General features: G+C 66.4%; 13 protein-coding genes. All 13 read left to right on the top strand.

The genetic code is table 11. The features are described from left to right. The first annotated feature begins 1 nt into the window (after position 1). Complete coding sequence (paaH, locus tag CRO75_RS11515) at positions 2-1,519, top strand: 3-hydroxyacyl-CoA dehydrogenase PaaH (protein WP_097135361.1); 1,518 nt, start codon at positions 2-4, stop codon at positions 1,517-1,519. Further along, positions 1,512-1,961 (top strand): hydroxyphenylacetyl-CoA thioesterase PaaI, encoded by a 450-nt coding sequence (paaI, locus tag CRO75_RS11520; RefSeq protein ID WP_023964863.1) that lies wholly within the window; start codon positions 1,512-1,514, stop codon positions 1,959-1,961. Before paaH ends, paaI begins: the two co-directional genes overlap by 8 nt. Next, the gene (gene pcaF, locus CRO75_RS11525; protein ID WP_097135363.1) at positions 1,954-3,159 is read left to right on the top strand and encodes a 3-oxoadipyl-CoA thiolase; all 1,206 of its coding nucleotides are present in this window, start codon (positions 1,954-1,956) and stop codon (positions 3,157-3,159) included. Before paaI ends, pcaF begins: the two co-directional genes overlap by 8 nt. A 102-nt stretch (positions 3,160-3,261) precedes the next feature. Beyond that, a complete protein-coding gene (gene paaK, locus CRO75_RS11530) occupies positions 3,262-4,584 on the top strand; it encodes a phenylacetate--CoA ligase PaaK (RefSeq protein ID WP_097135365.1) in 1,323 nt (440 codons plus the stop codon). Positions 4,585-4,761: 177 nt separating this feature from the next. After that, positions 4,762-5,751: a 1,2-phenylacetyl-CoA epoxidase subunit PaaA gene (gene paaA, locus CRO75_RS11535; protein ID WP_007926503.1), complete on the top strand. Its 990-nt coding sequence runs from the start codon at positions 4,762-4,764 to the stop codon at positions 5,749-5,751. Between the two features lie 63 nt (positions 5,752-5,814). After that, positions 5,815-6,096, top strand: coding sequence for a 1,2-phenylacetyl-CoA epoxidase subunit PaaB (paaB, locus tag CRO75_RS11540; protein ID WP_007926505.1), 282 nt, complete (start codon positions 5,815-5,817; stop codon positions 6,094-6,096). A gap of 8 nt (positions 6,097-6,104) precedes the next feature. Beyond that, positions 6,105-6,866 (top strand): 1,2-phenylacetyl-CoA epoxidase subunit PaaC, encoded by a 762-nt coding sequence (gene paaC, locus CRO75_RS11545; protein ID WP_097135367.1) that lies wholly within the window; start codon positions 6,105-6,107, stop codon positions 6,864-6,866. After that, positions 6,853-7,386, top strand: coding sequence for a 1,2-phenylacetyl-CoA epoxidase subunit PaaD (gene paaD, locus CRO75_RS11550; RefSeq protein ID WP_097135369.1), 534 nt, complete (start codon positions 6,853-6,855; stop codon positions 7,384-7,386). Before paaC ends, paaD begins: the two co-directional genes overlap by 14 nt. Positions 7,387-7,410: 24 nt before the next feature. Further along, positions 7,411-8,487 (top strand): 1,2-phenylacetyl-CoA epoxidase subunit PaaE, encoded by a 1,077-nt coding sequence (paaE, locus tag CRO75_RS11555; RefSeq protein WP_097135371.1) that lies wholly within the window; start codon positions 7,411-7,413, stop codon positions 8,485-8,487. Between the two features lie 172 nt (positions 8,488-8,659). Next, positions 8,660-8,968: a DUF485 domain-containing protein gene (locus CRO75_RS11560; RefSeq protein WP_009048869.1), complete on the top strand. Its 309-nt coding sequence runs from the start codon at positions 8,660-8,662 to the stop codon at positions 8,966-8,968. After that, a complete protein-coding gene (locus tag CRO75_RS11565) occupies positions 8,965-10,611 on the top strand; it encodes a cation acetate symporter (protein WP_097135373.1) in 1,647 nt (548 codons plus the stop codon). Before CRO75_RS11560 ends, CRO75_RS11565 begins: the two co-directional genes overlap by 4 nt. A gap of 33 nt (positions 10,612-10,644) precedes the next feature. Beyond that, positions 10,645-11,898: an OprD family porin gene (locus tag CRO75_RS11570; protein ID WP_097135375.1), complete on the top strand. Its 1,254-nt coding sequence runs from the start codon at positions 10,645-10,647 to the stop codon at positions 11,896-11,898. A gap of 58 nt (positions 11,899-11,956) precedes the next feature. Next, positions 11,957-14,011, top strand: coding sequence for a phenylacetic acid degradation bifunctional protein PaaZ (paaZ, locus tag CRO75_RS11575; RefSeq protein WP_097135377.1), 2,055 nt, complete (start codon positions 11,957-11,959; stop codon positions 14,009-14,011). The last annotated feature ends 105 nt before the right edge of the window (positions 14,012-14,116 follow it).

Raw genomic sequence — 14,116 nt, forward strand, 5'->3', positions numbered from 1 at the left:
CATGAACGCACTGACACCCCAGGCCCGTGTCGCGGTGATCGGCGCCGGCGCGATGGGCGCCGGCATCGCCCAGGTCGCGGCCCAGGCCGGCCACCCGGTCTGGCTGCTGGACAACCGCCCGGGCGCCGCCGCGCAAGCCATCGCCGGCATCGACCGGCAACTCGCCAGGCGCGTAGCCAACGGCAAACTCGATGCCCAGGCGCACAGAGCAACCATGGCCCGGTTGCAGGCCGCCGAAGCCATCGAGCAACTGGCCGACAGCGAGCTGATCGTCGAAGCCATCGCCGAGAACCTCGAGGCCAAGCGTGAGCTGTTTCACCAGCTGGAAAGCCTGTGCCGCGACAGCTGCCTCCTCGCCAGCAACACCTCTTCGCTGTCGATCACCCGCATCGCCGCCGGCCTGAGGCGCCCCGAACGCTTGCTCGGCCTGCACTTTTTCAACCCGGCGCCGGTCATGCCGCTGGTCGAGGTCGTTTCGGGCCTGGCCAGCGACCGGCAACTGGCGCAGTGCCTGTACGACACGGCCACGAACTGGGGCAAGCAGCCGGTGCACACCCGCTCCACCCCAGGCTTTATCGTCAACCGCGTGGCCCGGCCGTTCTACGCCGAAAGCCTGCGCCTGCTGCAGGAAGGCGCCGGCGACTGCGCCACCCTCGACGCCCTGCTGCGCGAGGCCGGTGGTTTTGCCATGGGCGCCTTCGAACTGACGGACCTGATCGGGCACGACGTCAACTACGCGGTGACCCGCTCGGTCTTCGAGGCCTATTACGGCGACATGCGCTTTCAGCCCTCGCTGATTCAGCAGGAACTGGTGGATGCCGGGCGCTTCGGACGCAAGACCGGCCAGGGTTTCTATACCTACGCCGAGGGCGCCGAGCGCCCGGCCCCTGTCGAGCTGCACAGCGATCAGCCCATCGAGCACTGCGTAGTCGAGGGCGACCTGGGGATTGCCCAAGGTTTGCTGCAACGCCTGCGCGAGTCCGGCGTGCGCCTGGTCGAGCGTGATGGCCCTGGGCTGTTGCGGGTCGGCGACGCGGTACTGGCGGTCAGCGACGGGCGCCTGGCCAGCCAGCGCGCCCGCGACCAAGGCTTGAACAACCTGATCCTGCTGGACCTGGCCCATGACTATGCCAGCGCTGGTCGCCTGGCCATCAGTTGCTCCATCACCACCAGCCCACTGGCCCGCGACCAGGCGGTGACACTGTTGCAACGCGTCGGGTTCAAGGTCAGCCAGCTCAGCGACACCCCGGGGCTGCTGGTCCTGCGCACCGTGGCGATGCTCGCCAACGAAGCCGCCGACGCCTTGCTGCAAGGCGTGGCCTCGGCGGTGGACATCGACCTGGCGATGCGCGCCGGGGTCAATTACCCCGAAGGCCCCCTGGCCTGGGCCGACCGCCTGGGCCTGCCATGGGTGCTCGAGGTCCTGCAAAACCTGCAGGCCGCCTACGGCGAGGAACGTTATCGACCGTCCCTGCTGTTGCGCCGCCGGGTTGCCGAAGGGAGGACGCTGCATGCTTGATCACCCTGCCATGAGCCTGGCCAGCGCCTGCGCCCAGAGCCTGTTCAAACGCGACAACGCCAGCCAGGCGCTAGGCATGCGCCTGCTGTCGGTGGCGCCCGGCGCCGCCCGGCTGGGCATGAGCGTGCGCGAAGACATGCTGCAAGGCCACGGCACTTGCCACGGCGGCTTGCTGTTCACCCTGGCGGACTCGGCCTTCGCCCTGGCCTGCAATACCTACGACGAAGCCACGGTGGCCATCGGCTGCAGCATCGACTACATCGCCCCGGCCCGCCTGGGCGATACCCTGACCGCCGATTGCATCGAGCAAAGCCGCAGCGGCCGCACCGGCAACTACGACGTGCGGATCGAAAACCAGCATGGCGTGCTGATCGCCCTGTTCCACGGCAAATCCTACAAAGTGCGCGGCCCGGTGCTGGCGCAGGAGAACCCCAATGAATGACGCCCTGATCATCGATGCGGTCCGCACCCCCATCGGCCGTTACGGCGGCGCCCTGAGCAGCGTGCGCGCCGACGACCTGGGCGCGGTGCCGTTGCGCGCCCTGATGCAGCGCAACCCCGGGGTCGACTGGAGTCGGGTCGACGACGTGATCTACGGCTGCGCCAACCAGGCCGGCGAAGACAACCGCAACGTGGCACGCATGTCGGCGCTGCTCGCCGGGCTGCCGGTGGAGGTCCCCGGTACCACACTCAACCGCTTGTGCGGCTCCGGCCTGGACGCCATCGGCACCGCCGCCCGCGCCCTGCGCTGTGGCGAGGCCGGGCTGGTGCTGGCCGGCGGCGTCGAATCGATGTCCCGCGCGCCGCTGGTGATGGGCAAGGCGCAGACCGCGTTTTCGCGCCAGGCCGAGCTGTTCGACAGCACCATCGGCTGGCGCTTCGTCAACCCGCTGATGGAACAAGGCTTCGGCATCGACTCGATGCCGGAAACCGCGGAAAACGTCGCCGCGCAATTCGGCATTTCCCGCGCCGACCAGGACGCCTTCGCCCTGCGCAGCCAGCAGCGGGCCGCGGCGGCGCAAGCCAGCGGACGCCTGGCCAGGGAAATAGTCGCGGTGCCCATTCCCCAACGCAAAGGCCCGCCGACCCTGGTCGAGCAGGACGAACACCCGAGGGGCGACACCACCCTCGAACAGCTGCAGAAGCTCGGCACGCCGTTCCGCCAGGGCGGCAGCGTCACCGCGGGCAACGCCTCGGGGGTCAACGACGGCGCCTGCGCCCTGTTGCTGGCCGACGCGGTAACCGCGCAACGCTACGACCTCAAGGCTCGTGGTCGGGTGGTCGCCATGGCCACCGCCGGGGTCGAGCCACGGATCATGGGCATCGGCCCGGTGCCAGCCACGCGCAAGGTGCTGGAACTGGCCCGGCTGAGCCTGGCGGACATGGACGTGATCGAGCTCAACGAGGCGTTCGCCGCCCAGGGCCTGGCGGTGCTGCGCGAGCTGGGCCTGGCGGACGACGACGAGCGGGTCAACCCCAACGGCGGCGCCATCGCCCCGGGCCATCCCCTGGGCATGAGCGGCGCGCGCCTGGTGACCACCGCGCTGCACGAGCTGGAGCAGCGCCAGGGTCGCTACGCCTTGTGCACCATGTGCATCGGCGTGGGCCAAGGCATCGCGCTGATCATCGAACGACTTTAAGACCGGATACACCCGCGCCCGGAGCCCCCACGGGTATCCTTGGCGCAGGCACTCAGGAGCCGCCCGCCGGCGGCTCGACACAACAATAATTCGAGTGAAGCCATGAACATGCCAATTGCCAAAGCCGTGCTTGATCCCCTGCTGGACCCGCTGGAGACCGCCAGCGTCGACCAGTTGCGCCAGCATCAGCTGGAACGCCTGCGCTGGAGCCTGAACCACGCCTACCGGAATGTGCCGCTGTACCGTCAGCGCTTCGACGCGCTGGGCGTGCACCCCGACGATGTGCGCAGCCTGGAGGACCTGGCGCAGTTCCCGTTCACCAGCAAGTCCGACCTGCGCGACAACTATCCCTACGGCATGTTCGCCGTGCCGATCGAGGACGTGGTGCGTCTGCACGCCTCCAGCGGTACCACTGGCAAGCCGACGGTGGTCGGCTACACCCAGAACGACATTGACACCTGGGCCAGGGTGGTCGCGCGCTCGATTCGCGCCGCCGGCGGCCGGCGTGGCGACAAGGTCCATGTGTCCTACGGCTACGGCCTGTTCACCGGAGGCCTGGGGGCGCACTACGGCGCCGAGCGCCTGGGCTGCACGGTGATTCCGATGTCCGGTGGCCAGACCGAAAAACAGGTGCAACTGATCAAGGACTTCCAGCCGGACATCATCATGGTCACGCCCTCCTACATGCTCAACATCGCCGACGAGATCGAGCGCCAGGGCATCGATCCGCAAAAGCTCGCCCTGCGCCTGGGGATCTTCGGCGCCGAACCCTGGACCGCCGAACTGCGCAGCGCCATCGAACAGCGCCTGGGCATCACCGCGCTGGATATCTACGGGCTCTCGGAAATCATGGGCCCCGGCGTGGCCATGGAATGCGCCGAGACCAAGGACGGGCCGACCCTCTGGGAGGACCACTTCTACCCCGAGATCATCGACCCGGTGACCGGCCAGGTGTTGCCGGACGGCCAGATGGGCGAGCTGGTGTTCACTTCGCTGAGCAAGGAAGCCCTGCCGATGATCCGCTACCGCACCCGCGACCTGACCCGCCTGCTGCCCGGCACCGCGCGGCCCATGCGGCGTATCGACAAGATCACCGGGCGCAGCGACGACATGCTGATCATTCGCGGGGTCAACGTGTTCCCCACACAGATCGAGGAGCAGGTGCTCAAGGTCCGGCAACTCTGCGAATGCTACGAGATCCACCTGTACCGCAACGGCAACCTCGACAGCGTCGAGGTGCATGTGGAGCTCAAGAACGAGCATCGACAGCTGGGCGACAAGCAGCAGAAAGCCATTTGCGACGAATTGAGCCGGCACATCAAGACCTACATCGGCATCAGCTCGCGTATCGTTTTGCGCCCGGCCTTTTCCCTCAAGCGCTCCGAGGGCAAGGCCAGCCACGTGATGGATAACCGGCAGAAATAAGCCATTCCAAGCTTAAAGCCCCGCTTCGGCGGGGCTTTTTTTGCCCGAAGGAAAGCCTTCAACGAGCAAAGCGATACAAAACCATATTCGACACGTTATTTTGTGTTTGATATTTGTTTTTGTATCACATATAAAGTTCTCCATGCCCAGGCAATCCTTCACGGCAGGAGACGCACCATGTACGCACAGCTGGTAGAGACCGGAGTCAAAAGCATCAAGCCCCGTTCGGAGATGTCCGAACAGGAACGCGCCTTCCAGGACAAAATCGATTCGGAAATCAAGATCGAAGCCAAGAACTGGATGCCGGATGCCTATCGGCAAACCCTGATCCGGCAGATTTCCCAGCACGCCCATTCGGAAATCGTCGGCATGCTGCCCGAAGGCAACTGGGTGACCCGCGCCCCGACCCTCAAGCGCAAGCTGCAACTGATGGCCAAGATCCAGGACGAAGCCGGCCACGGCCTGTACCTGTACAGCGCGATGGAAACCCTGGGCGCCGACCGCGACGAGGAAATCGCCAAGCTGCACAGCGGCCGCGCCAAATACTCGAGCATCTTCAACTACCCGACGCTGAACTGGGCCGACATGGGCGCGGTGGGCTGGCTGGTGGACGGCGCGGCGATCGTCAACCAGGTGGTGCTGCAGCGCACCTCCTACGGCCCCTACTCCCGGGCCATGGTGCGCATCTGCAAGGAAGAGAGCTTCCACCAGCGCCAGGGCTACGAAATCCTCCTGACCATGATGCGCGAGGGCAACCAGGCGCAGAAGGACATGGTCCAGGACGCCATCAACCGCCTGTGGTGGCCGGCGCTGATGATGTTCGGCCCCAGCGACGAACACTCGCCCAACAGCGCGCAGTCCATGGCCTGGAAGATCAAGCGCCAGAGCAACGACGAACTGCGCCAGCGCTTCATCGACCAGACCATCCCGCAGCTGGAGCTGCTCGGCTGCACCTGCCCGGACCCGGACCTTAGGTGGAACGCCGAACGCGGCCACTACGACTTCGGCGAGATCCAGTGGGACGAATTCTACGAGGTGCTCAAGGGCAACGGCCCGTGCAACCAGGAACGCGTCGCCACCCGGCGCAAGGCCATCGAGGATGGCGCCTGGGTCCGCGAAGCCGCGGTCGCCCACGCTCGCAAGAAAACCAATAAAAACGCCGCCTGACCCGTAGCCGCTGCCGAAGGCTGCGGCTACATGAATTCAGCCCCCTGATGTGGAGTCACCGATATGTCCGAATGGACCCTCTTCGAAGTCTTCGTGCGCAGCAAGCACGGGCTCAACCACAAGCACGTCGGCAGCGTGCATGCCGCCGACAGCGCCATGGCCATCGAGAACGCCCGCGAGCTCTACACCCGCCGCAGCGAAGGCGTGAGCTTGTGGGTGGTGCCCTCGGCGCTGATCGTCGCCTCGTCCCCGGATGAAAAGGACCCGCTGTTCGACCCGGCGGACGACAAGGTCTATCGCCACGCCAGCTTCTATGAGCTGCCGGCCGAAGTCGGGCACATGTGAGGTCGACCATGAACACGCGAAGCGAATTGATCCAGTACCTGCTGCGCCTGGGCGACAGCGCCCTGGTCCAGGGCCAGCGCCTGTGCCAATGGTGCGGCCGCGCACCGGCCCTGGAAGAAGAACTGGCGCTGATGAACGTCGGCCTCGACCTGGTGGGCCAGGCCCGCAACTGGCTGGACTACGCCGCCGAACTGCTGGATGACGGCCGCGACGCCGACCACCTGGCGTTCCGCCGCGACGAGCGGGCCTATCGCAACCTGCTGCTGGTGGAGCAGCCCAACGGCGATTTCGCCGTGACCCTGCTCAAGCAGTTTCTCTACGACGCCTGGCACCTGGAAGTGCTCAAGGGCCTGGCCCAGTCCCGCGACGAACGCATCGCCGGGATCGCCGCCAAGGCAGTGAAGGAAGTCACCTATCACCTGCGCCGCTCCAGCGAATGGGTCGAGCGCCTGGGCGACGGCACCGAGCACAGCCACCAGCGCATGCTGGAGGCGATCCCCCTGCTCTGGCGCTTCACCCTCGAACTGATCAGCGGCGACGACAGCGAAAACCACCTGCACGGCGCCGGCATCATCGCCGACCCCGCGCAGGTCGCCAGCGCCTGGCAGGCCACGGTGGCGCGGATCTTCGCCAGCGCCACCCTGCCCCTGCCAGCGGCCCCCAGCCATTTCTACCTGGATGCCCGCCGCGGCCTGCACAGCGAACACCTGGGCATTCTGCTGGCGGAAATGCAGGCGCTGCCACGAGCGTACCCCGATGCGACCTGGTGAGCTGATTTCCAGCGACCGTGGCGCCCGTGCCCTGCAACCGGGCGACCTGGAGGCGGCCTGGAACATCCTCGGCGCGGTCATGGACCCGGAGGTGCCGGTGGTCAGCGTGGTGGAGCTGGGCATCGTCCGCGACCTCGACTGGCACGACGGCCACCTGCAGGTGGTGGTCACTCCGACCTACTCCGGCTGCCCGGCCACCGAGGTGATCGAGGGTGATATACGCGCGGCCCTGGAACTTGGCGGGTTTTCCGAGCCCCGACTGCAACGCCGGCTGACCCCGGCCTGGAGCACCGACTGGATCACTACCAGCGGCCGCGAACGGCTGCGGGCCTACGGCATCGCCCCGCCCGTGGGCAGTAGCAGCAAGCGCAGCCTGCTGGGCGAAAGCGCTGCCATCTGCTGCCCACAATGTGGCAGCAGCCACACCGAACAACTCAGCGAGTTCGGCTCGACCGCCTGCAAGGCGCTGTATCGCTGCCGGGACTGCCTGGAGCCGTTCGACTATTTCAAGTGCATCTGACGCCGTGTCAGTGGGAGAACAACCATGAGCAAATTCCACAGCCTGACCATCAAGGATGTGCGCAGCGAAACCCGCGACGCGGTGTCCATCGCCTTCGAGATTCCGCAGCACCTGCAGGACAGCTTTCATTTCACCCAGGGCCAGCACCTGGTGATGCGCACCCAGCTGGATGGCGAGGAAGTGCGCCGTTCCTATTCGATCTGCGCCGGGGTCAACGACGGCGAGCTGCGCATTGCCGTGAAGCGCGTGGCCGGCGGGCGTTTTTCGGCGTTCGCCAATGACCGGCTCAAGCCCGGGCACTGCCTGGACGTGATGCCGCCCGCCGGGCACTTCCATGTCCAGCTCGATCCCGCGCGCCATGGCCAGTACCTGGCGGTGGCGGCCGGCAGCGGCATCACGCCGATCCTGTCGATCATCAAGAGCACCCTGGAAACCGAGCCCCACAGCCGCGTCACCCTGCTGTACGGCAACCGCGCAAGCTCCGCCGCCCTGTTTCGCGAACAGCTGGAAGACCTGAAGAGCCGCTACCTGCAACGCCTGAACCTGATCTTCGTGTTCAGCCGCGAACAGCAGGACGTCGACCTCTATAACGGCCGGATCGACGCCGACAAATGCGCCCGGCTGTTCTCCCGCTGGCTCGACGTCAAGGCCCTGGACGCCGCCTTCATCTGCGGCCCGCAGGCGCTGACCGAAACCGTGCGCGACAGCCTGAAAGCCCACGGCATGGCCGCCGAGCGCATTCACTTCGAGCTGTTCGCCGCCGCGGGCAGCCCGCACAAGCGCGAGGCGCGCGAAGCGGCCCGGCAGCTCGATGCGGCGGTCAGCCAGATCACCGTGATCAGCGACGGTCGCGCCCTGGCCTTCGACCTGCCGCGCAACAGCCAGAGCATCCTCGATGCCGGCAATGCCCAGGGCGCCGAGTTGCCCTATTCGTGCCGCGCCGGGGTGTGCTCCACCTGCAAGTGCAAGGTGATCGAAGGCGAAGTGGAGATGGACAGCAACCACGCCCTCGAGGACTACGAAGTGGCGGCCGGGTACGTCCTGTCGTGCCAGTCGTTCCCGGTCAGCGACAAGGTGGTGTTGGACTTCGACCAGCTCTGACCTGTGGCCGCTGCCGCAGGCGGCGATCGACTTGGGCGGCGCTCCGACGAAGCGGGCGCACGGACTTGAGATCGCTGAAGGCCTTCGGCCTTATCGCAGCCTCCGGCAGCGGCTACAGAAAAAACTCACCGCGTTTCAAGCAAAACAAAAACAACATCAAGAGAGCGCTCCCATGACCCCGCAAGACATCGAACAGATCCGCCAGCACCCCGACTTCGTCCAGCTGGTGCGGCGCAAACAGAACCTCTACTGGTCCCTGACCCTGGCCATGCTGGTGATCTACTACGGCTTCGTGCTGCTGGTGGCGTTTTCCCCCAGCACCCTGGGGCGCTCGCTCAGTGGCGGGGTGACCACGGTGGGCATGCTGGTGGGCGTGGCGATCGTGCTGCTGGCCTTCGCCCTCACCGGCTTTTACGTCTATCGCGCCAATAACGTGATCGACCCGCTGAACGAAAAGCTCAAGCAGGAGTGCGCCCAATGAAGCGCTTGCTGGCATTGTTCGCCCTGCCGTGCCTGTTCGCCACCGACCTGGCGCTGGCCGCCGAAGGCAGCGCGCGCCCCTTGAACTGGAACGCCATCGGCATGTTCCTGGTGTTTGTCCTGTTCACCCTCGGCGTCACCCGCTGGGCCGCCCTGCGCACCCGCTCGGCCAGCGACTTCTATACCGCTGGCGGCGGCATGAGCGGCTTGCAGAACGGCCTGGCGATCGCCGGCGACATGATCTCCGCGGCGTCCTTCCTGGGCATCTCGGCGATGATGTTCCTCAACGGCTACGACGGCCTGCTGTACGCCCTGGGCGTGCTCGCCGGCTGGCCGATCATCCTGTTCCTGATCGCCGAACGCCTGCGCAACCTGGGCAAGTACACCTTCGCCGACGTGGTGTCCTACCGCCTGGAACAGACCCCGGTGCGCCTGACCTCGGCCTTCGGCACCCTGACCGTGGCCCTGATGTACCTGGTGGCGCAGATGGTCGGCGCCGGCAAGCTGATCGAGTTGCTGTTCGGCATCAGCTACCTCTACGCGGTGATGCTGGTCGGGGTGCTGATGGTGTTCTACGTGACCTTCGGCGGCATGCTCGCCACCACCTGGGTGCAGATCATCAAGGCGGTGATGCTGTTGTTCGGCACCAGCTTCATGGCGTTCATGGTGCTCCGGCATTTCGGCTTCAGCACCGAGGCGATGTTCGCCGGGGCCAGCGCCGTGCACGCCAAGGGCAGCGCGATCATGGCCCCGGGCGGGCTGCTCTCGAACCCTATCGACGCCATTTCCCTGGGCCTGGGCATGATGTTCGGCACCGCCGGCCTGCCGCATATCCTGATGCGCTTCTTTACCGTCAGCGACGCCAAGGAAGCGCGCAAGAGCGTGTTCTACGCCACCGGTTTCATCGGCTACTTCTACCTGCTGCTGATCGTGGTCGGCTTCGGCGCGATCGTCATGGTCGGCACCGATCCTTCGTTCCGCGACGCCAGCGGCGCGATCATCGGCGGCGGCAACATGATCGCCGTGCACTTGGCCCAGGCAGTGGGCGGCAACCTGTTCCTCGGCTTCATCTCGGCGGTGGCCTTCGCCACCATCCTCGCGGTGGTCGCCGGCCTGGCGCTGTCCGGCGCCTCGGCGGTGTCCCACGACCTGTACGCCTGCGTGCTGCGCAAGGGCCAGGCCAGCGAGCAGCAGGAAATGCGCGTGTCGCGCATCGCCACCCTGTGCATCGGCGTGCTGGCGATCGTCCTCGGCCTGCTGTTCGAGTCGCAAAACATCGCCTTCCTCTCCGGGCTGGTGCTAGCCATTGCCGCCTCGGTGAATTTCCCGGTGCTGTTCCTTTCGATGTTCTGGAAAGGCCTGACCACCCGCGGCGCCGTGACCGGCAGCCTGGCCGGGCTGGTGTCGGCGATCGTGCTGCTGGTGCTGAGCCCGGCGGTCTGGGTCAACGTGCTGCATCACGAACGGGCGCTGTTCCCTTATTCCAACCCGGCGCTGTTCTCCATGAGCCTGGCGTTCTTCAGCGCCTGGCTGTTCTCGGTGACCGACACCTCGGCGCGGGCCGAACTGGAGCGTGGCCGCTACCTCGCGCAGTTCATCCGCTCGATGACCGGCATTGGCGCTTCCGGCGCCAGCAAACACTGAACCCGTTCCGATCGATGACAGGGAATAACAACAATGAACCCCGTTTCCATCGCCTCACCGAAACACCTGCTGCCGGCCATGGCCTCGCTGGGCCTGGGCCTGTTCACCTGCAGCGTACAAGCCGACTTCATCGGCGACAGCAAGGCACGGATCGAAATGCGCAACCACTACATCAACCGTGACTTTCGCCAGGCCAATGCCGCGCAGTCCAAGGCCGAGGAATGGGCCCAGGGCTTCACCGCGCGGATCGAGTCCGGCTACACCGAGGGCACCCTGGGGTTCGGCCTGGATGCCCTTGGCGAGCTCGGGCTCAAGCTCGACTCCAGCGCGGATCGCCGCGGCACCGGCCTGCTGCCGTTCGGCCCCAACAGCCACACACCTGCGGACGAATTCAGCGAGCTGGGCCTGACCGGCAAGCTGCGCCTGTCGAAAAGCGTCTTGAAGATCGGCACCCTGCAACCGCTGCTGCCCGTGGCGACTTACAACGACACCCGCCTGCTGGGCTCGACCTTCCAGGGCGGCCTGCTGACCAGCCAGGAAATCAGCGGCCTGACGGTAAATGCCGGGCGCCTGACCGAAGCCAACCTGCGGGATTCCTCGAGCAACGACGATATCGGTTATGGCGCCGCCCGCAGCGATCATTTCGACTTCGCCGGCGCCAGCTACGCCTTCAGCCCGCAACTGAGCCTCAGCTACTACTACGGCAAGCTCGAAGAGATCTATCGCCAGCACTACCTCGGCCTGCTGCATACCCAGCCTCTGGGCGGCGGCTTCAGCCTGCGCAGCGACCTGCGCTACTTCGACAGCCGTGGCGACGGCGCCGAGCGCGCCGGGCGGATCGACAACCGCAACTTCAACAGTATGTTCAGTCTGATCAAGGGCGCGCACAAAATCAGCGCCACCTGGCAGCAGCTGTCCGGCGACAGTGCCTTCCCCTTCCTCAACGGCGGCGATCCCTACGTGGTCAACCTGGTGACCTACAACACCTACACCCGCGCCGAGGAAGACTCCTGGCAGCTGCGCTACGACTACGACTTCGCCGCCATGGGCCTGCCCGGCCTGACCTTCATGACCCGCTACACCGACGGCCGCCACGTCAAGGCGGGCAACATCGACAACGGCCGCGAGAGCGAACGCGACACCGACATCACCTACGTGATCCAGAGCGGACCGCTGAAGGACCTGAGCATCCGCTGGCGCAACGTGACCTTTCGTTCGGGCAACGGCCTGACCACCGACCTCGACGAGAACCGCCTGATCCTCGGCTACACCCTGGCTCTTTGGTAAACCCCGCCGGCGCGGTCGCTGGCCGCACCGGCCTCATTCATCATCCGGAGGAATCGTGATGCCTCACGCCCCTACCCTGCAAAGCTTCATCGCCGGCCGCTGGATCGGCCAACACGGCGCCCAGGTGCTGCGCAGCGCCATCGACGGCCACGAACTGGCCCGCACCCACGAAGAGCGCCTGGATTTCGCCGAGGCGCTCGACCATGGCCGGCGCCAGGGCATCGCCTCCCTCATGGCCCTGGACTTCCAGCAGCGCGCCCAGCGGCTCAAGGCGCTGGCGCTGTACCTGAGCGAACGCAAGGAACAGCTGTACGCCATCTCCCACCACAGCGGCGCCACCCGCGCCGACAGCTGGATCGACATCGAGGGCGGCAACAGCACCCTGTTCACCTATGCCAGCCTGGGTTCGCGGGAGCTGCCCTCGGGCAATATCGTCCACGAAGGCCCGGCGCTGCCGTTGAGCAAGCTCGGCAGCTTCGCCGGCACCCATATCCTGGTGCCCCGCGGTGGCCTGGCGGTGCATATCAACGCCTTCAACTTCCCGATCTGGGGCATGCTGGAAAAGTTCGCTCCGAGCTTCCTCGCCGGCATGCCGTGCATCGTCAAGCCAGCCACCGCCACCAGCTACCTGACCGAAGCCGTGGTGCGCCTGATGGATGAATCGGGGCTGCTGCCCGCCGGCAGCCTGCAACTGGTAATTGGCGGCACCGGCGACCTGCTCGATCGCCTGCAAGGCCAGGACGTACTGACCTTCACCGGCTCGGCCGATACCGCGGCCAGGCTGCGCGCCAACCCACAGCTGATTCGCAATTCGGTGCCGTTCAATGCCGAGGCCGACTCGCTGAACTGCGCGATCCTCGCCCCGGACGTGAGCCCGGACGACGAAGAGTTCGAGCTGTTCATCAAGGAAGTGGCCCGGGAAATGACCACCAAGGCCGGGCAGAAATGCACCGCCATTCGCCGCGCCATCGTGCCGGCCAGGCATATCGACGCGGTTGCCAGCCGCCTGCGCGACAGGCTGGCCAGGGTGGTGGTCGGCGACCCGGCGGTGGAAGGCGTGCGCATGGGCGCGCTGGCCTCCCACGACCAGCAGCGGGACGTGGCCGAACGCCTGGAGAGCCTGTTGCACAGCAGCGACCTGTTGTTCGGCGCCCGCGACGGCTTCGAGCCGCGCGGGGCAAACACCCGCCAGGGCGCGTTCTTCGCCCCGACCCTGCTGCAGGCCCGCGACCCGCATGCCGAAGGCGGCGCCCACGATATCGAGGCCTTCGGCCCGGTCAGCACGCTGATGGCCTATGACGACCTCGACGAAGCCCTGGCCCTGGCCGCGCGAGGCAAAGGCAGCCTGGTGGCCAGCCTGGTGACCCGCGACCCAAAAATCGCCGCCAAGGCCATCCCGGTGGCCGCGGCCTGGCACGGGCGCTTGTTGGTGCTGGACCGCGAATCCGCCGCCGAATCCACCGGCCATGGCTCGCCGCTGCCGCAACTCAAGCACGGCGGCCCGGGTCGCGCCGGCGGCGGTGAAGAACTCGGTGGCCTGCGCGCAGTGAAGCACTACCTGCAACGGGCGGCAGTGCAAGGCTCGCCGAGCATGCTGGCGGCGGTCACCGGCGAATACGTGCGCGGCGCCAAGGTCATCGAGACCGAGGTGCATCCATTCCGCCGGTTCTTCCAGGACCTGCAGATCGGCGAGTCGCTGCTGACCCACAGGCGCACGGTGACCGAGGCCGACTTGGTGAACTTCGGCTGCCTGTCCGGCGACCACTTCTATATGCACTTCGACGAGATCGCGGCCAAGGAGTCGCAGTTCGGCAAGCGCATCGCCCACGGTTACTTCGTACTGTCGGCGGCGGCCGGGCTGTTCGTCTCCCCGGCGCCGGGCCCGGTATTGGCCAACTATGGCCTGGACACCCTGCGCTTCATCAACCCGGTGGGCATCGGCGACACCATCCAGGCGCGCCTCACCTGCAAACGCAAGATCGACCAGGGCAAGCAAAGCCCGCAAGGCATCCCCCAGGGCGTGGTGGCCTGGGACGTGGAGGTCAGCAACCAGCTGGGCGAGCTGGTGGCCAGCTACGACATCCTGACCCTGGTGGTCAAACGCGAGGACTGACCGCGCGCCCAGATCGCCGACACACCTCAAACTTGTAGGAGCGAGCTTGCTCGCGATGACGGCCTGCAGAACGACATCGAAGGGCCTCATCGCCAGCAAGCTGGC

The sequence above is a fragment of the Pseudomonas sp. LAMO17WK12:I10 genome, from assembly GCF_900215185.1.
Classification (GTDB): domain Bacteria; phylum Pseudomonadota; class Gammaproteobacteria; order Pseudomonadales; family Pseudomonadaceae; genus Aquipseudomonas; species Aquipseudomonas chlororaphis.